We start from the raw sequence: 24,000 nt of genomic DNA on the forward strand, positions 1-24,000 counted from the left end.
GACTCCAACGCATGCGTCCGGCCGCAGCACGGCGCGCCGCGCGTGCACGAGGTAACGCATCGATGGACCGAGCGCTCTCCGCCCCGGGCAAGCTGTTCCTCTCCGGCGAGTACGCCGTGCTGTGGGGCGGCGTGTCCCGCCTCGCCGCCGTGGCGCCGCGCACGGCCGCCTATGTGCGCAGGCGCCAGGACTCGCGCGTGCACATCTGCCTGGAGGAGGGGACGCTCCAGGGGCTCACCACGCCCCGGGGCGTGAGGTGGGACCGCGACGTGCCCGCCGGGTTCTCCTTCGTCGCGCGCACGCTGGATGAGGCCCTGCGCGCGCACGGCCGCGCGAGCGTGGGCTTCGACCTCGCGGTGGCGCCGGGCGCGCTGGGCCCGGGCGGCCACAAGCTGGGCATCGGCGGCAGCGCCTCCGCGACGGTGCTCGCCGCGGAGGCCGCGCGCTTCGTGCTGGAGGAGAGGTTCGACGTCCTCAAGCTCGCGCTCACCGCGCACACGCTGGGGCAGGGCGGCAAGGGCAGCGGCGGCGACGTGGCGACGAGCTTCGCGGGCGGCACCGTGCGCTACCGGCGCTACGACGTCACTGCGCTCGCGGACGCCGCCAACACCGGCCGCTTCAACGCCGCGCTCGCGGAGTCCCCGCCGGTGGACCTCTGGCGCATGCCCGCGCCCCGCGTGTCCATGCTCTACGCCTTCACCGGCGAGAGCGCCTCCACCAGGCTCCTCATCGGCCAGGTGGAAGCGCGCCTGGAGGACTCCGGCCGCAAGGCCTTCGTGGCGCGCTCGGACGCGCTGGGCCACGCGATTGAAGACGGCCTGGGCGGCGGCGACTTCCGCGCCTTCTCCGAGGCCGTGAGGGCCCAGCACGCGCTGCTGTTGGAGCTGGGCCCGCTGGAGACCGAAGGCATGCGCCGCGTGCTGGCCATCGCCACGTCGTACCAGTGCGCGGGCAAGCTCTCCGGCGCGGGCGGCGGCGACGGCTGCATCCTCTTCGCCCCGGACGCGGAGGCTCGCGAGGCCCTGCGCCAGGGCCTGGAGTCGCGCGGCTTCCTCACGCTGACGCTCGACGTGGAGCAGGGCGTGCGCGGCGAGGCGCAGGCCGACGCGCGGCTTCGCGGCTGGGTGGACGCGCTCACGTGAAAACAGTGCGGCGCGCGCCCGGGCCCGCCGTTAGAACATGTGACCGAACGTGATGTAGAAGCGCTGACGGCCCGTCTCGGTGGAGCGCGCGTAGTCCATGCGCACCACGGCCGCGCGGCGCGAGAAGCGCAGGCCGCCGCCGATGCCCGGGTGCCACTCATGCCACTTGCCGTCCGTCACCCCCGGATGCCACACGCGGCCCAGGTCCAGGAACACCACCGCGCCCAGCGCCAGCGGCTGCCCGAAGACGGACATCCGCGCCGCCTGGAAGCGCAGCTCGGAGTTGCTGAACGCCTTCACGTTGCCGGCGAAGCGGTTGCGCTCGATGCCGCGCACGCTGCTCATGCCGCCAATGCCCTCGGACACGTTGACGCCGCCCGTGGTCATCCACTCGAAGAACGGCACCTCGCCAAAGAGCATGTCCAGCGTGAGCCGCTGCGCGAAGACGAGCCGTGGCGTGAGGCGGATGTAGCGGCGCTCGCTCAGCGTCACGCCCGCGTACTGGTAGCGGCTGAAGGTGGCCAGGCCCGACACGCGCAGCGCCACCTCCTCCACGCCGCCGGACGTCGGGTCGGACTCGTCGTCGCGCGTGTCCCAGAGCGCGCCGGCGAGCAGCTGCCCGCTGGGCCCGCCCTCGATGCCGATGGGCTTCTCCTGCGCCAGGATGGACGTCGCGTAGGGTGACACGCGCGTGTAGCGCCAGCCGTAGCCCACGTACGACTGGAACGGGTGCCCCTCACCGAAGGGCCGCCCGCGCAGACGCACCCAGAGGCCCGGCGAGCCCTTGTCGTAGTTGTACTTCTCGTCATCCACGTTGCCCCGGAACTCCGGGGCGGACAGGTTGCCCGCGCCGAAGAAGGGGCTGCTCTTCTCCTGGCGGTACTCCAGCCGTCCTTCCAGCCGCAGGGGCCCCAGCAGCTGCGGGCCGTCATAGCGGAGGTAATGATTCATGGCGCCGCGCGAGCTGAAGAACACTTGCGCGGATAACGCGTGCGCATAAGGAAGCTTCTTGCCATCCCCGTAGAGGTACATGCCTCCCACGGCGCCGTAGCCGAAGCCCTGGTCCGAGCTGAACGACAACAGAGGCAGCGCGATGCCATCCATCGTCGGCGTCTGCTTCACCGGCACCAGCCCGGGCGCCGTGCGGCCGGCGGCCACGGCGCTCAGTGACATCAGCATGAAGAAGAGAAAGACGACTGGAGCCAGCATCGAAACCCCGTGAAGCCCCTGGGGGGCGGATCGATTCCAGCCCGGGACAGGACGCCCTTTCCGCCCGCCTGCTCTCCAAGAGAGCAGCACGGCCCCGGAAGCTCCTGTCCCCCTGAATGCCCATTTTGCATTGGGGGATGGGGGAGCCGTCAACGTGCGAGAAAGTCTCAACGAGCTCGTCAGCGAGAATTCACGAAACTGGGCGAATACCCTCGTCCGGAGGATTGGAACGAAAGTTCCACCGGTGGCGGCACGTCGGCCCCGGAACGCTCTGCTCGTCCATCTGGACGGGGTGCCGAAGGCGCTGCTGGACGAAGCCATCATGAACGGGCGGATGCCCTTTGTTTCACGGCTCATCCGCTCTGGCGCGTATCACCTGGATAACGCCTTCTGGGGCGCGCCCACGTCCACGCCGTTCTTCCAGGCGGGGCTGCTCTACGGGCTGCGTCACCCGAACCTGCCGGGCTACAGCTGGTACGACCGGACGCTCGGCCGCAAGGTGCAGATGAACGCGCCCGCGGACGCGATGGCCATCGACGCGCGCCTGCGAGGCCACGGCCGCACGAGCCTCCTGGACCAGGGCGGCCACACGTACTTCTCGCTCTTCCACGCGGGCGCCATGAACCGCATGTGCATGAGCACGCTGTCGAGCTTCAAGCTCATGGCGCGCTCGTTCGCGTACGAGATCCAGGGCCTGGGGGCGGCGCGCACGCGCAGCGCCTGGGACTTCGTGCGTTCCTTCGGCATGGAGTCCTGGCAGGCCGTGCGGGAGGTGCGCCAGTGGGCGGACGCCCTCAAGGACTGGCGCCATGAGCACGGGTTCCTGTTGAGCCGCATCCTCCTCCAGCGGTTGGGCTGGAGCTTCGCGTACACCAAGTCCCTGGTGGACATGGTGCGCGGCGTGCCGCTCATCTACCTGGTCTACGGCAACTACGATGAGGTGGCCCATCGCCGGGGCCCGCGCTCGAAGCTGGCCATGGAGGAGCTCTACCGGGTCGACGCGTCGCTCGCGGGGCTCTACGCCGTGGCCCGCGCCGCGCCGGTGCCCTACGACGTCATCCTCCTGTCGGACCACGGCCACGTGGACAGCCTGCCCCTGGAGCAGCGCCAGGGCCGCCGCCTGGAGGCCGTGCTCTTCGAGGGCGAGGTGCCCCCGCTGCAGGACGACGTGCTCCGGGGCCTGCTCGACGGCCGCGCTCCGCCGGCGCCGGACACCGGCGCGCACGAGCCCTTCACCCCGGTGGTGGTGGAGGCCGGCAACTTCGCGCACATCTACCTGAGCGGCCGTCCCACGCCGATGGAGGCGCGCGAGCTGTTGGCGCGTCACCCGGAGGTGCTGGCGCGGGCCGCGAGCAACCCGGACATCGGCATGGTGGCGATGCGCCGGGGCGCGGAGGCGGTGGTGGTGATGGGCGGGGGCGTCTACGGCCCGGCGGACCTGGACCGCGCGCCGCTCTCCAGCGAGTACAGCCGGCACGCCGTGGCGGAGTTCCTCCACGGGCTGCCGCGCATGGACACCGCGGGGGACCTGGTCCTCTTCGGCGAGGCCATCCAGCGGGGCGGCACGGTGGGCTTCGCGTGGGAGTTCGGCTCGCACGGCGGCCTCACGCGCGTGGAGTCCGACAGCCTGGTGCTGTGGCCCGCGAGCGGCCCGGTGGACCTGTCCGGCCTGAGCCACTGCGCGCGGCTGCACGAGCGCCTGGCGGAGGCCTACCTGGACACCGGCCCGCTGCGGATCCTGCATTGAAACCGGGGAAGGGGAGGACCATGCGGCTTCCCAACGCCAGCGGACGCACGTGGCTCAAGGTGCTGGGGGGCCTCGTCGGGCTCGCCCTGTCCCTGCTGCTGCTGTCCACCGCCTTCTTCAAGTGGAACCTGCGCGGGCCCGGCGACCTGCTGATTCCGCGCTTCCCGTTGGACAAGTTCGTCCACGACCTGCCGGGCCACCTGGTGTGGTTGATCCCGTTCATGCTGCTGCAGGCGTCGCTCGTGCCGTTGCGGGCGGTGCAGTGGCAGGCCACGCTGCGCAAGCCCATCCCGTTCAAGGACCGCTTCCAACTGGTGGGCATCGGCGTGTTCGTGCACAACGCGCTGCCGGGGAAGCTGGGCGAGGTGACGCGCTCCTTCCTGCTCTCGCGCACCCACCACCTCCCCTTCATCCGGAGCCTGGGCTCCGTGGGCGTGTGCAAGCTGATGGAGTTCGCCTGCCTGATGCTGCTGGTGGCCCTGTCCTTCCTGGGCCCCTTCGGCGACACCATGGCCCACTTCCGCACGGAGCTGCACGTGGCGCTGTCGCTGTGCATCGGCCTGGTGGCCCTGGTGGTGCTCCTGGCCCACTGGGCGGCGCCGCTCGGCCGCTGGCTTCACCGGCGCCACACCATGCCCCGCGTGGACAGCTTCCTGAACCACGTGGGCGAGGGCCTGGGCACCGCCCGGTCCTTCAAGGGCATGGCGAAGGTGTTCTTCTTCTCCGTCTTCCCGGTGTTCGCCTCCGCGCTGGCGTACGGCCTGGCGCTGCGCGGCGTCCACATCCCCGGAGGCCTCTTCGCGGGCGCCGTCGTGCTGGGCGCCATCTCCCTGGGGCAGTCCCTGCCGGGCGTCCCGGCGGGCATGGGCATCTACTACTTCGTCACCAGCTGGGCCGCGCGCGCGCTGGGCTCCCCTCCGGAGGAGGCGGCGGCCTTCGCCACGCTCACCCACCTGGGCACGGTCATCAGTCAGGTGGCGCTGGGGGCCTGGTGCGTGCATCGCTCCAAGCTGCGGATCCGCGACCTGCGCAAGGGAGGCCGGCTGGCCAACGCCGCCGCGCACCACGTGGCGCACGAAGCCGTGGAGCCCGCGCCGCCCTGAGCCCGCGTGAAGGAGAGAGCAGGGCGGGAAAACAAAAAGGGCCCCGACTTGTGGTCGGGGCCCTTCGTTGACTTCATGCCCAGGAGAGGACTCGAACCTCCATGCCCTTGCAGGCGCTAGACCCTGAATCTAGTGTGTCTACCAATTCCACCACCTGGGCAGGTGGCTCGCGGCGCCTTGCGGCGCTGCGATGGGCGAGACGTATAAAGAACCTCCCCCGCCCGGTCAAGCATCCTTTTTCAGGCTACTTCTTCAGGGGCCAGCGCCCCTCCGCCTCGAGCTTCCGGCGGACCGCCGGGTTCTCATCCATGAAGGCGACGAGGGACTCCTCGGTGATCTCCACCGTGACGTCCTCGCCGCCGACCTCCGTCTGGCACGACAGGCGGGAGTACGGCCGGACGTCGAAGCCCATGTCCAGGCGGTCCATCTCGTCGTCCCGCTGCTCGCTCAGCGAGTCCAGGCCCTTGCGGACCCAGACGTGGCAGGTGGAGCACCCGCAGACGCCGCCGCAGCTGTGGCCCACCTGGGCCTCGCCCTTCTCCGCGGCGTCCAGCAGCGTGGTGCCCGCGGGAACGTCCACGGCGACCTCGGCCAGGGGGCTCTTGAAGGTGACCTTGGGCACGGCTCAGTACTCCTCCACGGAATGGCCAGACACCACCTGGGTGATGGCGCGGTTCATGACCCGTTCGATGAAGCCTCGGGACGCCTCATCCAGCGCGTGCAGGGCCTCCTTCACGGCCAGGTAGTCCCTGCCCCCGGCGGCCTCGCGCACGCGCGCCATGGCGGCCTGGATGGCCTCCGGCTCGCCGGGCTGGAGCAGGGCGGCGTTCTCACGCAGCTGCCGGTCGGCCTCGGAGAGGACGCGCTCGGCCTCCACCTGCTGCTCGCGCAGCTGACGGGCCTGGATGTCCTCCTCCGCGAAGTCGATGGAGTCGAGGAGCATCTTTTCAATCTCCTCCTCTGTCAGGCCGTGGCTGGGCTTCACGGTGATGGCCTGGGCCACGCCGGTGCTCTGCTCCTTCGCGGAGACGGACAGGATGCCGTCCGCGTCCACCTGGAAGCGGACCTCGACGCGGGCCATGCCGGCCGCCATGGCGGGGATGCCGGAGAGCGTGAAGCGCGCGAGGCTGCGGTTGTCCTGCACCAGCTCCCGCTCTCCCTGCACCACGTGCACGTCCAGGCCCGTCTGGCCGTCCTTGAACGTGGTGAACACCTGCGCCGCCGCCGTGGGGATGGTGGAGTTGCGGGGGATCAGCTTCTCCGTGATGCCGCCCATCGTCTCCAGGCCCAGGGACAGGGGGATGACGTCCAGGAGCAGGACCTCGTCCTGACGGTCGCCGTCGGTGAGGAGGCTCGCCTGGACCGCGGCGCCCAGCGCCACGACCTGATCCGGATCGATGTCGCCCAGGGGCTCGCGGCCGAACAGCTCCGCCACGAAGCGGCGCACCGCGGGCACGCGCGTGGAGCCGCCCACCAGGATGACGCCGTCCAGCTCCCCGGCCGCCACGCCCGCGTCCTTCAGGGCCCGCCGGCACACCGCGCCCGTCTTCGCGATGAACGGTTGGATCCACGCCTCGAGGTCCGCGCGGGACACGGGCTGCGAATGGCCGTCCACGCTGAGGGTGACCTCGGAGGCGTCGGTGAGGGCCTCCTTCGCGCGGCGCGCGGCGACCATCACCTCCGCGATGCGCGCGGGCGAGGGGGACGCCACGCCCATCGCCTGGAGCACGTGCTGCGCGATGGCGCGGTCGAAGTCGTCGCCGCCCAGCGCGGAGTCACCGCCGGTGGACTTCACCTCGAAGACGCCGTCCTCCAGCTTGAGGATGGAGATGTCGAACGTGCCGCCGCCCAGGTCGTAGACGGCGAACATCCCCTGGCTGCCCTTGTCCAGGCCGTACGCCAGCGCGGCGGCGGTGGGCTCGTTGAGCAGCCGCAGCACCTCCAAACCCGCGAGCTTCCCCGCATCGCGAGTAGCCTGGCGCTGGGCGTCGTCGAAGTAGGCGGGCACGGTGATGACGGCCTGCTCCACCTTGCCGGAGAAGTGCGCCTCCGCCCGGCGCTTCAGCGCGCGCAGGATTTCACCGGAGACCTCGATGGGCGTCACCGGCTGGCCGCCGGACACGTTGAAGCGCACCACGTTGGCGCCGGGGGCGAAGTCGTAGTGGCCCAGCTTGCGCGTCTCCGGATCATCCGGGCTGCGGCCCATGAAGCGCTTCACCGACACGATGGTGTCCGTGGGGGCCTCGGCCGCGAGCTTGCGCGCGCGGGCGCCCACCACCACGCCGCCGTCCCTGCCGTAGTGCACGACCGACGGGAGGAGCAGCGAGTCGCCCTCGTCCACCGGGACGCAGCGGGGTTTGCCCTGCGACACGGAGGCCACGAGCGAATGCGTCGTGCCCAGGTCGATGCCCACCACGTGGCCCTTCGGCTTGAGCGGGTCGTGGATCTGCAGATAGCCGTTGTTGCTCACGCGAGCACCTCCTCCTCGAACGCGTCCACCTGCTCGAGGAAGCGCGTGAAGTAGCGCACCCGCCCCAGCGCGTGCGATGCCTTTCTCACCCCGTCCGGAGAATCCCCCTCGCCCTCCAGCGCCCCGAGCGCCGCCACGGCCACCTGGAGCGCCGCTGCCTTGCGGCCCGCCACGTCCCGGGCCATGGCCTGGGCCTTCGGCAGGTCCTTCGCCGCGATGGCCTCGTCCAGGGCCTCGCGCAGCTCCATGACCTCCTCCAGGAACTCCAGGGGCATGTCCTTCTGGGCGCCCGCGTCCTCGCGGTCCAGGTCCACGCCATGGAGCTTGAGCAGATAGAAGGCGCGGCGCACCGGGTCCTTCAGCGTCTTGAAGGCCTCGTTGAGGGCGGTGGTGCCCTCCACGGCGGCCAGGCGCGCCTTCGCGTCACCGGGCGCGACGCGGTCCGGGTGCAGTTGGAGCGACAGCTCCCGGTACTGCTTCTCCAGGGCCGGCACGTCCACGGCGTGGGAGCGGGGCAGCCCGAACACGTCGAAGTGGGTCCTCACGATGGGGAGTCCTCGGGGGAATCGAAAGGAAGAAGCGGGGAAACGAAAAAAGGGGCCCGGCACCGGGCCGGACCCCTGCGGCCCGCTCCCTGACCAACGGGGCGGGCGGGAAGGCCTCGTGGGCTTCAGACGGAGAAGCTCTCTCCGCAGCCGCAGGCAGCCTTGACGTTGGGGTTGTTCAGCTTGAAGCCGGACGCCATCAGCGTCTGCTCGAACACCAGCTCCGTGCCGATGAGGTACAGGTAGCTCTTGGGGTCCACGAAGACGCGCACGCCGTCGCGCTCGAACACCTTGTCGCGCTCGCGGGACTTCTCCGCCCACTCCATGGAGTACTGGAGACCGGAGCACCCGCCACCCTTCACGGCGATGCGCAGGCCGGCCTCCGGCGTCTGCCGCTCCTCCAGGAGTTGCTTGAGGCGCGCCACGGCGCTGTCCGCCAGGCCAATGCCCTTGGGGGCCGGCTTGGGGGGCGTCTGAGGGGCCTGGGTCGTCTGGGCCTGCTCGTTCATGGGGTCGTCCTCAATCCTGGAAGTGAAGTGCCGCGAGGGGCCTACGACTGCCGCGCCGCGCGCTTCTTCTTGAAGTCCTCGATGGCCGCCTTGATGGCGTCCTCGGCCAGCACGGAGCAGTGGATCTTCACCGGGGGCAGCGCCAGCTCCCGGGCCACGTCCTTGTTGGAGATGGTCATGGCCTGGTCCACCGTCTTGCCCTTCACCCACTCGGTGACGAGCGAGCTGGACGCGATGGCGGAGCCGCAGCCGAAGGTCTTGAACCGCGCGTCTTCAATCACGCCCGCGTCGCTGATCTTCAGCTGGAGGCGCATCACGTCGCCGCAGGCGGGAGCGCCCACGAGGCCGGTGCCGACGTTCGGGTCGTTCTTGTCGAGCGTCCCCACGTTGCGGGGGTTCTCGTAGTGCTCGATGACCTTCTCGCTGTAAGCCATGCGTCTAACGCTCCTTCATCATCCAACGCTTGAACTGATGCGCCATCCGGGCAACCGATGCGCGGCCGGGCGGGCGGGGGCTTCCGTGCCCGGCGGGAAGTCTTGAGGCGAGGGGAGCGCCTAGTGCGCGGTCCACTCGATGCTCTTGAGGTCGATGCCTTCCTTGGCCATCTCGTACAGGGGGCTCATGTCTCGCAACTTGCGGACTTTGTCCACCACCAGGCGGATGACGAAGTCGACCTCCTCCTCGGTGTTGAAGCGGCCCAGGCCGAAGCGGATGGAGCTGTGCGCCATGTCCTCTTCGACTCCCAGCGCGCGCAGCACGTAGGAGGGCTCCAGCGACGCGGACGTGCACGCGGAGCCGGAGGACACCGCGACGTCCTTGATGGACATCATCAGGGCCTCGCCCTCCACGTAGGCGAACGACAGGTTGAGGCTGCCCGGCATGCGGTGCTCCAGGCTGCCGTTCACCGTCACCATGTCCAGCTGCTCCAGGATGCCCGTGCGCAGCCGCTCGCGCAGGCGGAACAGGCGCGCGGACTCCTCCGGAAGCTCGTTCTTCGCCACCTCCGCCGCCGCGCCGAAGCCGACGATGGACGCCACGTTCAGCGTGCCGCTGCGCATGCCGCGCTCGTGGCCGCCGCCGTCCACCATGGGCGCGATGCGCACGCGCGGCTTGCGGCGCACGTAGAGGGCGCCCACGCCCTTGGGGCCGTACATCTTGTGGCCGCTGATGGAGGCCAGGTCGACGTTCATCTTCTCCACGTCGAAGGGCACCTTGCCCACGCCCTGCACCGCGTCGCAGTGGAAGAGGACGCCCTTCTCCCGGCACAGCTTGCCAATCTCCGCCACCGGCTGGACCACGCCGATCTCGTTGTTGGCGAACATGATGGAGACGAGCACCGTCTTCGGCGTGAGGGCCGCGGCCAGCTTCTCCAGGCTCACGCGGCCGTCGCGCTCCACGTCCAGGTAGGTGACGCGCGCGCCGCCGGTGGGCATCTCCGCCCACTTCTGGAACGTCTCGTCGGCTTCCAGGTGGTGCTTCGCCGCGAGCTCCGGGACTTCTTCCGGCGTCACGTCGCGCCCGGCCAACTGGCCCAGGCGCAGCAGCTTGAGCTCGTCCAGGCGCTCCTGGCGCACGCGCTCCAGGCGCTTGCAGGTGTCCAGGACGGCCTTGTGCTCCGTCTTCAGGGTGATGATGTGGTCGCCCTTGGACTTGTAGAACTCGATGACGCCCTTGATGGCCAGGTTGTCGGATTCGGTGGCGCCGGAGGTGAAGACGATCTCCTTCTCCGACGCGCCAATGAGGTCCGCCACCTGCCGCCGCGCCTTCTCCACCGCGGCCTCGGCCTTCCAGCCGAACGCGTGATTGCGGCTGGCCGCGTTGCCGAAGTCCTCGCGGAGGTAGGGCAACATCGCCTCCAGCACCCGCGGGTCCAGCGGGGTGGTCGCGTGGTTGTCCATGTAGATGGGCAGGTTCAGCATGAAATCCTCAGGAAGAAGTGACGCAGGAGGGTGGAACGTCCCTCCGCTCCCCGGCGACGCGGTGGGTCCGCGCGCAGCGGCAGGGTCTACACGGGCCCACACGAATGTGGACCGGACTGGTCAATTATAAAATCGACCCCCCTCGGGTCAAGGGAACATGGGGCGCAATGCCCCTGTGTCCGACGCGTCGGGTCGAGGAGCGCTCCGGCGGGGTCCAACGCTCCTCCGGAGTGGAGCACTCCGGCTGTGCCGGGTTGGAGCGGGGAGAGCCGAAACGGCGCTTCGCGAGCCCATAAGTGCCCGTTTCGTGGCCCCGCGGGAGATGGCCGGGGGCCTGCACTGGAGCGGTCGCGGAGGGTGCGAACACATGAGCGCCAACGCGAAGTCACAGGCCCGGAGCAACGCCCACGAGACGCAGTCGGAGGGAACGGGGCGGCCGTCGCTGATCCGCCTGGAGGGGGGACTGGAGCGCTCCCGCTACGCGGACGGCTGGCGGGCGGGCAAGCCCGCGGAGGACCCGGAGAAGGTGAAGAAGTGGGGGCTCATCACCGCGCGGCCCAGCGAGTTCCTCATCCACATGCGCCGGGGGCGCGTGCGCGAGGTGAGCGGCCAGGGCGCCAGCTGCTTCAAGCTGCCCGGGGACTCGGTGGCCATCGTGCCCACCAGCATCCAGCGCCTTCAGTTCACCGCGGATCAGGTGACGAACGAGAAGGTGGGCGTAGCGGTGACGGGCCTGGCGGTGTACCGCATCGCGGATCCGCTGGTGGCCTTCCGGATGCTCAACTTCAGCTACCCGGAGCGCGCGCAGGAGAAGCTGGCCGAGCTGCTCGGGGAGATGTTCGTGGGCGCGGCGCGGCGGCTGGTGGCGAACCTCTCCGTGGAGGAGGTCCTCACCCGGCGCAAGGAGGGCATCGCGGCGGAGTTGATGCGCGAGATCGCCCCGGTGCTGTCCGGGAAGGGCCGGATGGAGGACCGCACCGACTCGGGCTGGGGCGTGCTGCTGGACACGATTGAAATCCAGGACGTGCGCGTCCTGTCCTCCGCCGTCTTCGAGCACATGCAGGCGCGCTTCCGCCGCGAACAGGAGCGGCAGGCGCGCGAGGCGGAGCTGGCCAAGGAGCGCTTCGTGCGGCGCGAGGAGACGGAGGCCGAGCGCCTGCTCAACCTCCAGAAGCTCGCCGCGCGAGAGGAGGTCCGCCAGCGCACGCAGGCCTCCGAGGAGCAGGCGCAGATGGAGCAGCTCGCGCAGGAGGCGCGGCTGGCCCAGGCGAAGATGGAGCAGGCGCGCCAGCAGCAGCAGGAGCGCACCGCCGTGGAGCGCGAGGTGGCGCTCGCGAAGCTGAACGCACAGGAGGAGGTCCGCACGCGCACGGAGGCCTTGAAGGAGCAGGCCCGGCTGGAGGCGCTGGCCACGGACGCGCGGCTGGAGGAGGCGCGGCTGACGAGCGAACGGCAGCTCGCGTACAACCGCGCCCAGGGTGAGCTGGAGCAGCTGCGCTGGGAGCAGGAGGCGGAGGCCGCGAAGGCACAGGTGGAGCTGGAGCGGCTGCGCCGCCAGCAGGAGGCGGAGTCCGCGCGCCATGACATCCAGCTGGCCGAGGCCCGGCAGGAGGCCGAGCAGTTGTCCGCCCGGCTCCAGGTGATGCTCGCGAAGCAGGCCATCGCGGAGGCGGAGGCCGGCATCGCGGAGCTGGAGCTGCGGCGCACGCGCGCGCTGCAAGGGCTGGAGATGGAGCGGGCGAAGGCGCTGCGCGACATCGAGAACTCGGTGAGCCCGGAGGTCATCCAGCTGACGCTGGCGCGGCAGCTGCCCCAGGTGGCGGCGGCCTTCCAGCAGAAGATGGGCGAGGTGCACGTGACGGCGGTGGATGGCGCGAATCCCTTTGGCTACATCGCCGCCGCCGTGGAGGGCGTGATGGGGCTGGCGCGCTCCGCCGGACTGAAGGTGCCTGCCTCCCCGGCGCAGCCGCCTGTGGGGTAGCCGCGTCCGCTGCCTCCGCATATAGAAAGGGGCCGCTTCCGGAGCCTGTGCGGTCCGGAGCGCGCGGAGGCGGAAGGCACGCATGGACACGAAGAAGCTGACGCTGGCGGCGGTGGTGGCGGGAGTGGCGGTGGCGGTGGTGCCGTGGCTTTTGCCCTCCGGCCCGAGCACAGGGCTGGACGCGGCCCGGTTCCTGGAGTCCGGCAATCTCGCGTGGGGCGCGCTGGTGGTGTTCGCCGGCGGTCTGCTCACCGCGATGACGCCGTGCGTGTATCCGCTCATCCCCATCACCGTGTCGGTGTTCGGCGCGCGCAAGGCGGAGGCGCGGGGCCGCTCGCTGGCGCTGACGACGTCGTACATCGTGGGTATGGGCGTGGTGTTCAGCGCGCTGGGCGTCCTGGCGGCGAAGACGGGCCAGGCCTTCGGCTCCATGCTGGGCAGCCCCGTGGTGGTGATGGGCCTGGCGCTGTTCCTGCTGTTGTTGGCCTCGTCGATGTTCGGCGCGTTCGAGCTGGCGCTGCCGTCGTCGATGCAGACGAAGCTCAGCAACGTGGGCGGCGCGGGCATCGCTGGCGCGTTCGTGATGGGCAGCGTGTCCGGGTTCCTGGCGGCGCCGTGCACGGGGCCGGTGCTCACGGGCCTCCTGGCCTTCGTGGCGAAGTCCGCGAACACGACGCTGGGCGCGACGCTGCTGTTCATCTACGCGCTGGGCATCGGCGTGCCGTTCTTCCTCATCGGCGTGTTCACGGTGCGCCTGCCGCGCGGTGGCGTGTGGATGGAGTGGGTGAAGAGCGTGCTGGGCATCATGCTGGTGGCGCTCGCGTTCTCGTACCTGAAGGACGCGTTCCCCTGGGCGCGCGACGCCGTGAAGGCGCTGGGCGCGGAGGTGGGCCAGGTGCCCGGCGCGGTGATTGCCGCGGTGCTGGTGGTGGTGGGCGTGTGGGTGGGCGCGGTGCACCGGTCGTTCAAGGAGGGCGCGCGCGAGTTCGGCTTCAAGGCGCTGGGCGTGGCGCTGGTGGTGGGCGCGTTGGTGGTGCGCGGCGGGGCGCTGGACGCGCGGCCCACGGGCGAACTGTGGGTGCGCATGGGCCTGCAGGAGCGCCCCGTGGCGCCGGCCTGGCAGTGGCACCACGTGCTGCCGGCGAAGACGGCCTCGTTCGACGCGGGCCAGTTCGAGCAGGTGCTCGCGGCGGCGAAGCAGGAGGGCCGGCCGGTGCTCATCGACTTCTTTGCGGACTGGTGCGCGGCCTGCAAGGAGCTGGACCGGCTGACGTATCCGTCCTCGGAGGTCATCTCCCAGGCCGAGGACAGCCACTTCCTCACCATCAAGATCGACGCGACGAACAGCAGCGACCCGCTGGACGCGCTGATGGAGAAGCTGGGCGTGGAGGGCCTGCCCACGGTGGCCTTCGTGAACCCGGACGGCACGGTGCTGACGAAGCCTCGCGTGACGGGCTTCCTGGAGCCCGCGCCCTTCGCGGCGGAGATGCGGAAGGTCCTCCAGTAGGAGGCCGCTTTCGCGTCAGAGGTAGTTCTCCCAGCCCAGCCGGCCCCGGCTCGCGAGCACGCGCTCAATCATCAGCTCGTGCAGCGTGAGCAGCGGCTTCGCCACGTCCTCGCCCTCCAGCCGCGCGAGCGCTCCGGCCATGGCCTCCAGCGTGGACATCCCATCCGGATGTGGCGGCTTGCGCAGGCGGCGCGTGTCCGGCGCGGGCGGAGGCAGCCTCAGGCCCGGCAGCCGCCGCAACGCGGGGACGCGCTGCACCATGCGCCGCGCCTGCGCCCAGCTCCCATCGATGACCACGAGTCGCTTCGGCGGAGGCCCCTCCGCCTCCGGTGCGTCCGGGAACAGGAGCCACGTGTCCGGCGCGTCCAGCACCGACGGATCGAACGGCGTCCCCGGCGCGCCATAGGACACGATGTGGCAGCGGGGCAGCGCCAACGCCGCGATGCGGGCGGTGTTGGTGCTCTTCTGCGACTCCTTGTTGTGCCGGATGATGAGCAGCTCCGTGCGCGTGGGCACCACGGGCACTTCCGCGCACAGGCACAGGGCCGTGGGCAGGTAGCACCGCGCACAGCGGCCCGCCAGGTCCTCCGGGGTGCTCGACCTCATTTCGCCGCGGTGCGGTAGCGCTCCATCAGGGCTCGCGCTTCCCGCAGCTTCTCCTCGACGAAGCGGTCGTCCGCGTCCGGTTCGTACTCGGCGTCTGGTGGATCCAACTGGAAGAGGGCGGACAGGCTCGCGGGGGCGACCTCCAGCCACTCGGAGGTGCGGGTGAGCGCGGCCTGCCGGCGCCCGGCGAACGTCTCCGGCCCGTCCTCCGGCCCGCACCGGCAGATGCGCGCCGAGTCCCCGGACACGTCCACGTAGAGTCCCAGCACCTCCGCGTCCACCTCCGCCGCCAGGGCACAGGTGGCCTCGCTGACGTAGGCCGCCATGGCCTGCGCCGCGCTGCGCTCCGTCAGCGAACGCACCAGGTAGACCTGCCACCCGGCCTCCGTGAGCGCCCCGGCCTCGCTCAGCGGCGCCAGCTCCGCCGGCGGCGCCTGGATGCGCGTCAGGAGCCGGCGCACCGGCACCTCCAGCCGCTCCAGCCGTGCGTTCGACGCGGGGCAGAAGAAGACCACGCGGTACTCTCGACTGTCGGCGGCGGTTTCCATGGGCATACGGCGGTGTCCCAAGAGGACCAAAGGACTCCCCAGGCACGCAAGGGGGGAGTTTCACCCGGGCGCGCTTCCCCGGGCCCCGGAGGGCCTCCCGCCCGGCCGGGACGCGACCCGCCGGGGCATGTCCCCCCGCCTGACCCGACCCGCGGGGCCCGCCACCCCACCGTCCGCGGCGGAGCCGCACCCACTCCAACGCTCCCGCCGCCCCCAAGTCGCAGGGGCCGGGCGCTCGCCCATTTTTCCACGCTGATTTTCCGCACCGGGCAGGGCGCACCCACCGGGAGGCAAATCACACCCACGGAGAGGCATTACGCCAGGGAGTGCCTGGATGTCTGTCTATTCCATGCAATGGATTGGCGTCTGCTTGAAGTGTTGCAGCCGGACTGCCCGTCGTGAGGTGCGGTGAAGCGCGCCCGCGTTTGTCGCATCCGTGAGAGAAAAAGAATCCGGCCCTCGGCGTTCTCTGGGGGAAGGGAGGCGGTCGCATGGTGCCAGGGAGGGAGGAGCCGCCGGCCCGGGAGGGCTCGGGAGGGGAGTTCGCCGCGTTCGCGATCCGCCATCAGCCGGTGCTGGTCGCCATCGCGCGCAATGTCTGCGGCAAGGGTGCCAGTGATTGCGACGACCTGGTTCAGGACGTGCTCTTGCGCGCGCTCCTGCAATGGGAGCGGCTCAAGCGCTGGCCGGACCCCGCGCGCCGCGCCTGGCTGGTGCGCGTGCTGCACAACCGGTTCCTGGACCAGTGCCGCCGCCAGGGCGCGGAGACGGACCGCCGGGTGGACCTGCACAACGTCCACATGCTCTTCGAGGACCCGGAAGCCGCGCCAGAGCCCGAGCAGTGGGAGTACGTCACCGAGGACGAGCTGCGTCAGGCCGTGGCCCGGCTCAACGAGAAGCTGCGTCAGGCGTTTGAGCTGCACGCGCGGGGCCTGCGCCACGCGGAGATCGCCCGGCGGATGAACACCCCCAGCGCGGGAACGGTGGGCACCTGGCTCTTCCACGCCCGCCGCCGCCTCAAGGCCATGCTCCACGACACCGCCGAGCGCCGCCGTCAGGAGAGGGAACGATGAGCACCCCGTGTGAGGACCTCCAGCCCTTCCTGGACGGAGACCTGCCCGCCGAGGACCAGCGCCGCATCCGCGGCCACCTGGCCCACTGCGACGTCTGCTCCCGGCGCTTCCACGACCTCCTGCAACTGGAGATGCTCGCCCGGCTCGCGCTGGAGGACGCGGCGGAGAGCGAGCGCTGGGTGTCCGCCCGCCAGGTCCGCGACAGGGTCCCCGGCTCGTGGGACGACGACGTGCCGGGGACCTGGCCCGGGGACGTGCTCGCCGGGCAGGTGCCCCCGCCTCCGGAGCGTGAGGGCCGCGCGTGGCACCAGGGCGCCCGCCGCTTCCGCCGCCGCTGCCCGGGGTGCGCCAACTGCTGCCCCTGGTTCGCGAAGGCGGAGTCGGTGGAGGCCGTGAGCGCCCCGCGCCTGCCGTGCCCACGCACCAGCCGCTCCGGTGGGGCGTCGCTGCGCCCCCGCACGCGCCGCTGACGGTGGCGCTCCGGCCGCCTGCTCCTCCCTGGGGGGCAGGCGAGAAGCCGGCGCAGAACGCTGAGAGCGGAATCCAACAAGGATTGGGTCCGCTCGCGTTTCGCAAGGGACGGGAGGCGGCCGCGCGACTCCGGGCCCTGACGATTGATGGACCTCTGGTGCAAGAAGCTCTACCGGTTCCTCGATGGGGAGCTGGAGTCGGGGGACGAGGAGCACTTCCGGCTCCATCTGGCCCTCTGCCGCGAGTGCGCCAGCGGACTGCATGACGCCATGCAGTTGGAGATGCTCAGCGTCCAGGCCCTGTGTGGCGCGGTGGCCCACAACGACGCGCCGCCTCCGCCCGCGCCCCTGCGGACGCCATCGCGTCTGCGCCTCCCGCGGGGCCGGTGGTGGCAGGCGCTGGGGGCGGTGGTGGCCGTGGGGCTGGGGGCGCTCGCCGCGCTCATGCTCGGGGACGGGTTCCACCCGAGGGACGTATGGCGGGGGGATGCGTCCGCGCGGGAGCTGGAGGCGCGCGTCGCGTACCCGGCCGCGGACCGCTACCTCCCCTATGTCCCCGTCCGGACAGGGGAAGGGGACGGGGCGGACCCGGCGCCGGAACCGCCGGTGTCCCTGCGGGCGTTGGCGGCGCTGGAGGAGCGGGGGGACCTGCACGGCATCGCGGCGGCCTACCTGGTGCGTGGGGAGCTGCGTCAGGCGGCGGACTTCCTCGCGCGCACCGCGCCGTCGCTGGACCGGGACAATGACCGGGCCGTGGTCGCGATGGCGGCGGGGGACTGGCGGGGGGCGCTGGACCTGCTCGAAGGCGTGCTGCGTCAGGCACCGGACCATCCCCAGGCCCTGTGGAACCGGGCCCTGGTGCTGAGGGCCCTGGGGAGCCCGCTCCAGGCGGCGGAGGCCTTCGAGTCGGTGGCCCGCCGGGGGGAGCCGGGGTGGAGCGAGGAGGCTGGAATCCGGGCACTCGCGCTGAGGCAGGGGGGCCGGTTCCTGAAATGACGCGGGCGCGAACCAAGGATTTTTGCGGTCGGCGTCTAATTATCGAGGGGCGGCGTGGTGGCGGCGGGGGGACGGATGACACCGCACCCGGGGGGACGCGATGTACCGCATCGAAGCGTGGAGCCAGGGGGACGGCGCGCCGTGGGCGCCCGGTTCCAACGGGGGCGCGGGGGTGCGGCCAGAGGACGCGGCCCGGGAGAGGGGCTTCCGGGACGACGAGCAAGAGGGGGACGGGGAAGAAGCCTCCCGGGATGAGCGTGAGGCATCGGACTTCGACGTTGAGGAAAGCGACCTGGATTGGGTCGCCAGCTACTGAGGTAACGGCGCGCGCGGTTGGGTGTCCGCGCTCCAAGCGGCCTTCGGGGGAGGGCCGCCGCTTCCAGTGGATTCGCCGGCCGTGAGGCCCGGCGGGTTCCCGGAGTCCCGGACCGGGGGGGACGAGGACCCGGAAGCGTGATGGAGCAAGGCCACCCGAGCGGGTGAGCAGGTGGGATGCGCCCCAGGCCCTCCGTTCCCGGACCCCATGGTTCCGGGAGCGGGGGGCTTCGGTTTGGGAGGCGCGCTACGCTGCCCGGCCTTCTTCCCGACCCGGAGTTCCCGACATGAAACATTGGCGTGGCGTCCTTCTGTCCACCCTGAGCCTGGGCTGCCTGGCGGCGTGCGCCACCGCGCCCGTGCGCGACACCGCCGTCCCCGCGTCCTCGCCCGTTCTGCCCCCGTCCCGGGAGCGGGCCCTTCGCGAGGCCTGGCTGGCGGAGCGCCACGGGCTGCTGCTGGACATGATGCGCCGGCATGGCGTGGGCATGTGGGTGGTGGTCAACGAGGAGTTCCACGACGACCCGCTGACGTCCTGGGTCGCGCCGCCCATTCCGTACGAGGGCAACCGCGACGTGTTCGTCTTCGTGGACGCGGGCGACGCGGGGCTCCAGAAGGTGGCGCTGACGGGCTACGCCACGGAGGCGGTGTCGCGCTTCTTCGTGACGCCGCCGGTGGAGCGCAATCAGGCGGAGTCGCTCGCGGACCTGGACGCGCGCTACCACCCGCGCACCATCGCGCTGGCCATGGACGGGCGGCGGGGCGTGACGCGCGGCCTCACGCATGACAGCTACAAGTGGCTGGTGGAGGCGCTGGGGCCCACCGCGGAGGCGCGCTTCGTGAGCGCGGCGCCGCTCATCGAGGAGTACCTGGACACGCGGCTGCCCGGCGAGTTCGCGCCCTACCGCGACCTGGTGGCGCTGACGGAGTCGCTGGTGAAGCGGGCGCTCTCCAACGAGGTGGTGGTGCCCGGCAAGACGACGGTGGGGGACGTGCGCCGCTGGCTCTTCGACGCGCTCTTCGAGGCGCGCGTGGGCACGTGGTTCCAGCCGGACCTGCGCGTGCAGCGGCAGGGCATGAAGGACGGCTTCTCCCGGGGCTTCCTCGCGGTGGCGGACGAGGCGGTGGTCATCCAGCGCGGGGACCTGCTGCACGTGGACTTCGGCGTCACGGCGCTGGGCCTGAACACGGACTGGCAGAAGATGGCGTACGTGTTGAAGGACGGTGAAAAGGACGCGCCCGAGGGCCTGAAGCGCGCGCTGGCGAACACCCACGCGCTGCAGGACGCGCTGATGCTGCGCGCGTCGCGGCCGGGGCGTACGTCGGCGGACGTCTACGACGCGACAATGGCGGAGATGAAGGAGCGGGGCATCGAGGCGAAGGTCTACAGCCATCCGCTGGGTGCGCAGGGCCATGGGCTGGGGGCGTCCATCGACTTCCGCGCGGCGTCGCGCTCGGAGGCGCCGCGGCTGTTGCGCAAGGGCTCGTACCTCGCGGTCGAGCTCAGCACCACCACCGCCGTGCCTGAGTGGGGCGGGCAGCAGGTGGCGGTGATGCAGGAAGATCCGGCGTACCTGACGGACGAAGGCTGGCGGTTCTTCGTGCCGCGCCAGGACGCCTTCTATCTCATCCACTGACGACACGAAGGGAGCGGACGTGATGCGCGTGGGCAGGCCATGGACGACGTTCAGAAGGGAGGGGCGCGCGCTGCTCCTCCTGGGACTGGGACTCACGGGATGCAGTGCCGCCAGCGGGGACGAAGCCCCCGCGAGGCAGGAGCGTCCCCTGGTCGCGGAAGCCGCGCTCCGGCCGCCGCGCGCGGTGGACAGCCTGCTCGGCCTGTTCGACCAGACGGCCTCCGTGGTGGAGGGCGAGGTCACGGACGTGCGCGGTGAGTATTCGCCGCGCACGGGCCCGTGGACGGTGGTGACGCTGGGCAACGTTCGAGCGCACCTGGGAGCCGCGCCCCGGGAGCTGCGCCTCAAGCAGGCCGGCGGCGTGATGCCAGATGGACGTCAGCTCGTGGTGAGCCATGTGCCCCGCTTCGTGCGGGGCGCTCGCTATGTGGTCTTCCTGCGCAACACCGGGTGGAGCCTGTCGCCGGTGCTGGATGAGCACGCGTTCCGCGTGGAGTCGGTGGGAGGCCGCGAGGTGCTCGTGGGGGCCGAGGGCGGGCTCGTTTCCGGCCTGGGCTCGGAGGGGGTGCGGCAGACGTCGCCGGTGTTCGAGACGGTGGACCTGACGGGGGCTCGCCCGGCGCTGCGCGCGGAGGCGCAGGCTCGGGGGGCTCCGGAGGGCATGGAGCGCGAGGCGTTCCTCACGCTGCTCCAGAGCCACCTGCGCGCGCGCGGCCTCACCGTGGCGGGGACGTTCCGCGAGGAGCCCGTCACCGCCGCGTCGTCGCTGTCCGTGCCCGTGACGCCCGCCGTGGGCGCGCCAGGAGTGCCGGGTGCCGTTCCCCTCCAGCCCGAGCGGGACCTCCCGCCCGGCCAGCCGTGATGAGGTCCGCCATGAAGACAACGACATTCGTGGGCGTCGTCGCGGCGCTGGTGTTGGGCGGCATGGAGGCGGGAGCCGCCGCCTGGGACACGTGCAACGGGACGCCGGTGAAGTGGTACAGCGGGCCGGTGGTGTACCGGAACCGGTGCAGCATCCCGGACTCCGGCAACGTCAATACGGCGTACTGGAACGGGCTGCGGCAGTGGGACGACCTGTCCCATCTCGTCGCGGGCTACAACGTGAACCCGGTGACGGACTGCTCGTTGGACCACAGCGACGGGCAGAATGAGATCGGCCTGTGTGACCGGGCGGCCATCGACGGGAACAACGGCGTGACGTACTCGGTCGTGGGGCTGTGCTTCATCGGGAGCAACGGCATCGACGAGGCGGACGTCTGCATCGCCAGCGACCTGGACTTCACGCCGCGCACCGGCAATGCGTTCGGCACGTCGGGCCGGAGCACGTTCGTGCACGAGTCGGGGCACTTCTTCGGCTTCAAGCACGAGGGTGGGCACAGCATCCTGCGCACCTCCCCGCCGCACCTGGTGACGGGAGGCTCCGAGTCCTCCACGCTGTGGCCCACGAACGCGCAGGGCATGAACGCGCTGTACGGCTACTCGGTGTCGAAGCCGAACCTGCTGCCGTCCGCCATGGGCGTGGTGGGGGACGTGGCGCAGACGTTGGACCCCGCCGGCACGAAGTCGGTGTGCCGGGGCACGGCGCAGAGCGTGAAGTTCTACGTGGGCAACCTGGGCAACGTGGCCGTGTCGTCGTACTCGATGCGCGTGCGACTGAGCCCGACGGCGCCGCCGAATGGCTACTACGAGTCCACCAACGTGGTGGCCACGTTCAACCACTCGCTGGGCGCGTTCTCGGAGGGCATCTACTCGCTGGGCTTCACGGTGCCGGCGACGCTGCCGTTCAACACGTACTACGTCTACCTGGACATGGACCCGGCGGGCGCGGTGGATGAGTTGCGCGAGAACGACAACACCACCGTCAGCGCCATGCTCCTGCGGGTGGGGTGCTGAGCATGCGGCCTGCGGTCGTGATGGCGGCGCTGATGCTGGGGGCGTGCGCGAAGCCGAAGGAGGACCGGGTGATGTCGCGCCAGGCGCTCACGGCGGAGCGTCCCCAGCCACGAGGCGCGGCCACAGTGCGCACGGACGAGGGCATTTATTCCGCCCCGTCCGTGCGGTTCAGCGCCGACTTCCTGGAGAATCCGCCGGCGACGTTGAGGCTGGTCACGCTGAGCGCGCAGTCCGAAGACGGGAGCACCTGGCGCTTCCGCATGGCGGTGGATGAGAAGTTCGTGAAGTCGAAACACGCCACCGCGCGGATCATCCCGCAGAACTTGTTGGGACCGGGTCTGGCGGTGGTGGACTCCCAGAAGGCCCGCGGGCCCTCGGTGCTGATGGAGGAGGGCATCCTGGACCTGACCGTCACGGGGAACCAGGCGAAGGGTGAGGTGCGAACGAAGGACGGACGCGTGCGCGCGACGTTCGAGGGACCGCTCACCGTCGAATGCATGGTGCCGCCCGGATGGCTGAGCAAGGCGAATGCGCAAGCAGCACCCGCGCCCGTCCCGGCTTCGCCCGGGGCGGGGGCGGTCCGGGTGCTCGACGAAGCACTGGCCACGCCGCAATGCCGGTCCGTGGCGGAGTCCTTCCGCTGAGGCCATGCCCCCCCGTGGGCCCTTCGAGCCGGGCCCACGGGAGGCGTCACTCCGCGTCCCGGCCGCTCACCTCGGACCAGGTCAGCCCGATGCGGGCCAGGTACTTCCGGAGCCGGTCCGCGTCGTTGACGCTCTTCTTCTGCGCACGCGACTGCGCGAACAACGTCCGGCCCGCGTCCGACAACGAGCGCGCGGAGCGGCACACCGTCACCACATCCGCGAGCTGCACGCGGTCGAACCGGTCCAGCGCCGCCGCGCGCGCCGCGCCCATCACCTCCGCCAGCACGTCCTCACACCCGGACGTCGCGGATGCGCCCGTCGGCCCCCACTGCGCTCGCAGGCGCTCCAGCTCTTCGTCCACCACGTCACGGGTCATGCGCCCACCGGCCGCGAGCGTGGACATGCGCAGCACCGCTGCATTGAGGTCCCGGAAGTTGCCGCTCCACCGGGCCTCCGGTGACGTGGCGAAGCGCAGGAAATGCTCCTGTGCCTCCTTGCTCATCGTCACCCGCGTGCCCAACGCCTGGGAGGCCTGATCCAGCTCGTACTGCAGGTTGGGCGCGATGTCCTCCGGACGCTCGCGCAGCGCGGGCAACCGGAAGGTCCACAGGTTGATGCGCGCGAGCAGGTCCTCGCGGAACCGTCCCCGCTCCACGTCCAGCTGGAGGTCGCGGTTCGTCCCCGCGATGAGCTGGAAGTCGCTCTCCGCCTCCTTGTCCGAGCCCACTGGCAGGAACCGCTTGTCCTCCAGTGCTCGCAGCAACATGGCCTGTTCGTCCGCGCCCAGCTCACCAATCTCGTCGAGGAACAGCACGCCGCCGTTCGCCTGCCGCATCAGCCCGGGCCGGTCTCCCACCGCGCCCGTGAAGGCGCCCTTCACGTGGCCGAAGAGGGTGGACATCGCGCCGTCGCCGCGCAGCGTGGCGCAGTTCAGGTCCACGAACGGCCCCGTCACCTGGTTGCGCGCCTTCTTCAGCGCGTAGATGCGCTTCGCGAGCTGTGACTTGCCCGCGCCCGTGGGGCCCGTCAGCAGCAGTGGCGCGCGGGACTGCACCGCCACCTGCTCGATCCGCTCGATGAGCCGGTTGAACGCGGCGTTGCGCGTATCGATGCCGGACTTGAGGAAGGACAAGCCCTCGCGCTGCTGTTGGCGGAAGCGCGCCGCCAGCGTGTCGTAGTTCGACAGGTCCAGGTCGATGATGGCGTGCGTGCCCGCCGCCCCGTCCTGCTTCGCCTTGCCTGGAGACGTCTGCACCAGCCGGCCCGGAATCAACCGGCTCTCCACCAACAGGAACATGCAGATCTGCGCGATGTGCGTGCCCGTGGTGATGTGCACCAGGTAGTCCTCGTCCTCCGGATGGAAGGACTGCGCGCGCACGTGGTCCAGGAGCGCGCCGTACGTCTCCTCCAGGTTCCATGGGTCCCGGATGGGCAGGGACGTCAGCCGCACCTGCGTCTCTGGAGACACCTGCCCGATGTCGTCCCGGATGACCGCCGCCAGTGACGTCGCCGCGGGCGGGTGCAGGAGCTCCAGCCGGTGCACCAGCAGGTCCTCCTGCTGGCACAGCGACACCGTGGGCCGCCACCGCGACCAGCGGTGCGCCCCCATCCCCGTGTCCAGCGTCGTCCCCAGCATCCCGATGACGACCGTCCGCCGTGCCTTCGTCTTCTGAGCCATCAGGATAG

At 70.9% G+C, this 24,000-nt stretch carries 22 protein-coding genes and 1 tRNA gene; 12 read left to right on the top strand and 11 right to left on the bottom strand.

All coding sequences use genetic code 11. The features are described 5' to 3' along the window. Positions 1-62 precede the first annotated feature (62 nt). Positions 63-1,142 (top strand): mevalonate kinase, encoded by a 1,080-nt coding sequence (locus KYK13_RS13285; RefSeq protein ID WP_223644649.1) that lies wholly within the window; start codon positions 63-65, stop codon positions 1,140-1,142. A gap of 30 nt (positions 1,143-1,172) precedes the next feature. Here the strand turns inward: KYK13_RS13285 and KYK13_RS13290 are convergent, their stop codons facing one another. After that, positions 1,173-2,351: a BamA/TamA family outer membrane protein gene (locus KYK13_RS13290; RefSeq protein WP_223644651.1), complete on the bottom strand. Its 1,179-nt coding sequence runs from the start codon at positions 2,349-2,351 to the stop codon at positions 1,173-1,175. 154 nt (positions 2,352-2,505) lie between these two features. Here KYK13_RS13290 and KYK13_RS13295 point away from each other — a divergent pair, with 154 nt between their 5' ends. Both KYK13_RS13295 and KYK13_RS13300 read left to right on the top strand, forming a co-directional pair. Further along, the gene (locus KYK13_RS13295; RefSeq protein ID WP_223644653.1) at positions 2,506-4,098 is read left to right on the top strand and encodes an alkaline phosphatase family protein; all 1,593 of its coding nucleotides are present in this window, start codon (positions 2,506-2,508) and stop codon (positions 4,096-4,098) included. 20 nt (positions 4,099-4,118) lie between these two features. Continuing rightward, the gene (locus KYK13_RS13300) at positions 4,119-5,201 is read left to right on the top strand and encodes a lysylphosphatidylglycerol synthase transmembrane domain-containing protein (protein WP_223644655.1); all 1,083 of its coding nucleotides are present in this window, start codon (positions 4,119-4,121) and stop codon (positions 5,199-5,201) included. Between the two features lie 76 nt (positions 5,202-5,277). Here KYK13_RS13300 and KYK13_RS13305 read toward each other — a convergent pair. The 7 genes from KYK13_RS13305 to KYK13_RS13335 form a co-directional block, all read right to left on the bottom strand. Then, a tRNA-Leu gene (locus KYK13_RS13305) sits at positions 5,278-5,361 on the bottom strand. An 84-nt stretch (positions 5,362-5,445) separates the two neighbouring features. Further along, positions 5,446-5,823 carry a 2Fe-2S iron-sulfur cluster-binding protein gene (locus KYK13_RS13310; RefSeq protein WP_223644657.1) on the bottom strand — a complete coding sequence of 126 codons (378 nt, stop codon included), beginning with the start codon at positions 5,821-5,823 and terminating at the stop codon, positions 5,446-5,448. Between the two features lie 3 nt (positions 5,824-5,826). Then, entirely contained in the window at positions 5,827-7,671 is a 1,845-nt protein-coding gene (gene hscA / locus KYK13_RS13315; protein WP_223644659.1) for a Fe-S protein assembly chaperone HscA, read from the bottom strand. Next, positions 7,668-8,216 (bottom strand): Fe-S protein assembly co-chaperone HscB, encoded by a 549-nt coding sequence (hscB, locus tag KYK13_RS13320; RefSeq protein ID WP_223644661.1) that lies wholly within the window; start codon positions 8,214-8,216, stop codon positions 7,668-7,670. Before hscB ends, hscA begins: the two co-directional genes overlap by 4 nt. A gap of 125 nt (positions 8,217-8,341) precedes the next feature. Next, on the bottom strand, positions 8,342-8,725 hold the full coding sequence (locus KYK13_RS13325) for an iron-sulfur cluster assembly accessory protein (protein WP_223644663.1): 384 nt from the start codon (positions 8,723-8,725) through the stop codon (positions 8,342-8,344). Positions 8,726-8,766: 41 nt separating this feature from the next. After that, positions 8,767-9,159, bottom strand: coding sequence for a Fe-S cluster assembly scaffold IscU (iscU, locus tag KYK13_RS13330; RefSeq protein ID WP_120532156.1), 393 nt, complete (start codon positions 9,157-9,159; stop codon positions 8,767-8,769). Positions 9,160-9,279: 120 nt separating this feature from the next. Next, complete coding sequence (locus KYK13_RS13335) at positions 9,280-10,641, bottom strand: IscS subfamily cysteine desulfurase (RefSeq protein ID WP_223646601.1); 1,362 nt, start codon at positions 10,639-10,641, stop codon at positions 9,280-9,282. A gap of 370 nt (positions 10,642-11,011) precedes the next feature. Between KYK13_RS13335 and KYK13_RS13340 the strand changes: the two genes are divergently transcribed. Both KYK13_RS13340 and KYK13_RS13345 read left to right on the top strand, forming a co-directional pair. After that, the gene (locus tag KYK13_RS13340; RefSeq protein ID WP_223644665.1) at positions 11,012-12,625 is read left to right on the top strand and encodes an SPFH domain-containing protein; all 1,614 of its coding nucleotides are present in this window, start codon (positions 11,012-11,014) and stop codon (positions 12,623-12,625) included. A gap of 82 nt (positions 12,626-12,707) precedes the next feature. Next, positions 12,708-14,132, top strand: a complete 1,425-nt coding sequence (locus KYK13_RS13345) for a protein-disulfide reductase DsbD (RefSeq protein ID WP_223644667.1) — start codon at positions 12,708-12,710, stop codon at positions 14,130-14,132. 15 nt (positions 14,133-14,147) lie between these two features. On the opposite strand, the gene KYK13_RS13350 is transcribed toward KYK13_RS13345, so the two are convergent. Both KYK13_RS13350 and KYK13_RS13355 read right to left on the bottom strand, forming a co-directional pair. Beyond that, positions 14,148-14,738, bottom strand: coding sequence for a tRNA-uridine aminocarboxypropyltransferase (locus KYK13_RS13350; protein WP_223644669.1), 591 nt, complete (start codon positions 14,736-14,738; stop codon positions 14,148-14,150). Further along, positions 14,735-15,286, bottom strand: coding sequence for a hypothetical protein (locus KYK13_RS13355; protein WP_370645415.1), 552 nt, complete (start codon positions 15,284-15,286; stop codon positions 14,735-14,737). The genes KYK13_RS13350 and KYK13_RS13355 overlap by 4 nt, the downstream gene beginning before the upstream one ends. Positions 15,287-15,777: 491 nt before the next feature. On the opposite strand from KYK13_RS13355, the gene KYK13_RS13360 reads away from it, so the two are divergent. From KYK13_RS13360 to KYK13_RS13390, 7 genes are all read left to right on the top strand, one after another. Next, the gene (locus KYK13_RS13360) at positions 15,778-16,359 is read left to right on the top strand and encodes an RNA polymerase sigma factor (RefSeq protein WP_223644673.1); all 582 of its coding nucleotides are present in this window, start codon (positions 15,778-15,780) and stop codon (positions 16,357-16,359) included. Beyond that, entirely contained in the window at positions 16,356-16,829 is a 474-nt protein-coding gene (locus tag KYK13_RS13365) for an anti-sigma factor (protein ID WP_223644675.1), read from the top strand. Before KYK13_RS13360 ends, KYK13_RS13365 begins: the two co-directional genes overlap by 4 nt. A gap of 147 nt (positions 16,830-16,976) precedes the next feature. Next, positions 16,977-17,825 carry a zf-HC2 domain-containing protein gene (locus KYK13_RS13370; protein WP_223644677.1) on the top strand — a complete coding sequence of 283 codons (849 nt, stop codon included), beginning with the start codon at positions 16,977-16,979 and terminating at the stop codon, positions 17,823-17,825. Between the two features lie 602 nt (positions 17,826-18,427). Next, on the top strand, positions 18,428-19,777 hold the full coding sequence (locus KYK13_RS13375; RefSeq protein WP_223644679.1) for a M24 family metallopeptidase: 1,350 nt from the start codon (positions 18,428-18,430) through the stop codon (positions 19,775-19,777). Between the two features lie 22 nt (positions 19,778-19,799). After that, positions 19,800-20,639 carry a hypothetical protein gene (locus KYK13_RS13380; RefSeq protein WP_223644681.1) on the top strand — a complete coding sequence of 280 codons (840 nt, stop codon included), beginning with the start codon at positions 19,800-19,802 and terminating at the stop codon, positions 20,637-20,639. Between the two features lie 11 nt (positions 20,640-20,650). Continuing rightward, positions 20,651-21,670, top strand: coding sequence for a hypothetical protein (locus tag KYK13_RS13385; RefSeq protein ID WP_223644683.1), 1,020 nt, complete (start codon positions 20,651-20,653; stop codon positions 21,668-21,670). Between the two features lie 2 nt (positions 21,671-21,672). Then, entirely contained in the window at positions 21,673-22,314 is a 642-nt protein-coding gene (locus KYK13_RS13390) for a hypothetical protein (protein ID WP_223644685.1), read from the top strand. 46 nt (positions 22,315-22,360) lie between these two features. Here KYK13_RS13390 and rtcR read toward each other — a convergent pair whose 3' ends face one another. Beyond that, positions 22,361-23,992: an RNA repair transcriptional activator RtcR gene (gene rtcR / locus KYK13_RS13395; protein ID WP_223644687.1), complete on the bottom strand. Its 1,632-nt coding sequence runs from the start codon at positions 23,990-23,992 to the stop codon at positions 22,361-22,363. Positions 23,993-24,000 lie beyond the last annotated feature (8 nt).

This window comes from Corallococcus sp. EGB (genome assembly GCF_019968905.1).
Lineage (GTDB): Bacteria > Myxococcota > Myxococcia > Myxococcales > Myxococcaceae > Corallococcus.

Bases quoted from the DNA above. Each gene is read 5' to 3' on its own strand.
- KYK13_RS13285 (WP_223644649.1), top strand. From the start codon at position 63: ATGGACCGAGCGCTCTCCGCCCCGGGCAAGCTGTTCCTCTCCGGCGAG.
- KYK13_RS13290 (WP_223644651.1), bottom strand. From the start codon at position 2,351: ATGCTGGCTCCAGTCGTCTTTCTCTTCTTCATGCTGATGTCACTGAGC.
- KYK13_RS13300 (WP_223644655.1), top strand. From the start codon at position 4,119: ATGCGGCTTCCCAACGCCAGCGGACGCACGTGGCTCAAGGTGCTGGGG.
- KYK13_RS13325 (WP_223644663.1), bottom strand. From the start codon at position 8,725: ATGAACGAGCAGGCCCAGACGACCCAGGCCCCTCAGACGCCCCCCAAG.
- iscU (WP_120532156.1), bottom strand. From the start codon at position 9,159: ATGGCTTACAGCGAGAAGGTCATCGAGCACTACGAGAACCCCCGCAAC.
- KYK13_RS13340 (WP_223644665.1), top strand. From the start codon at position 11,012: ATGAGCGCCAACGCGAAGTCACAGGCCCGGAGCAACGCCCACGAGACG.
- KYK13_RS13345 (WP_223644667.1), top strand. From the start codon at position 12,708: ATGGACACGAAGAAGCTGACGCTGGCGGCGGTGGTGGCGGGAGTGGCG.
- KYK13_RS13350 (WP_223644669.1), bottom strand. From the start codon at position 14,738: ATGAGGTCGAGCACCCCGGAGGACCTGGCGGGCCGCTGTGCGCGGTGC.
- KYK13_RS13355 (WP_370645415.1), bottom strand. From the start codon at position 15,286: ATGGAAACCGCCGCCGACAGTCGAGAGTACCGCGTGGTCTTCTTCTGC.
- KYK13_RS13360 (WP_223644673.1), top strand. From the start codon at position 15,778: ATGGTGCCAGGGAGGGAGGAGCCGCCGGCCCGGGAGGGCTCGGGAGGG.
- KYK13_RS13365 (WP_223644675.1), top strand. From the start codon at position 16,356: ATGAGCACCCCGTGTGAGGACCTCCAGCCCTTCCTGGACGGAGACCTG.
- KYK13_RS13370 (WP_223644677.1), top strand. From the start codon at position 16,977: ATGGACCTCTGGTGCAAGAAGCTCTACCGGTTCCTCGATGGGGAGCTG.
- KYK13_RS13375 (WP_223644679.1), top strand. From the start codon at position 18,428: ATGAAACATTGGCGTGGCGTCCTTCTGTCCACCCTGAGCCTGGGCTGC.
- KYK13_RS13380 (WP_223644681.1), top strand. From the start codon at position 19,800: ATGCGCGTGGGCAGGCCATGGACGACGTTCAGAAGGGAGGGGCGCGCG.
- KYK13_RS13385 (WP_223644683.1), top strand. From the start codon at position 20,651: ATGAAGACAACGACATTCGTGGGCGTCGTCGCGGCGCTGGTGTTGGGC.
- KYK13_RS13390 (WP_223644685.1), top strand. From the start codon at position 21,673: ATGCGGCCTGCGGTCGTGATGGCGGCGCTGATGCTGGGGGCGTGCGCG.
- rtcR (WP_223644687.1), bottom strand. From the start codon at position 23,992: ATGGCTCAGAAGACGAAGGCACGGCGGACGGTCGTCATCGGGATGCTG.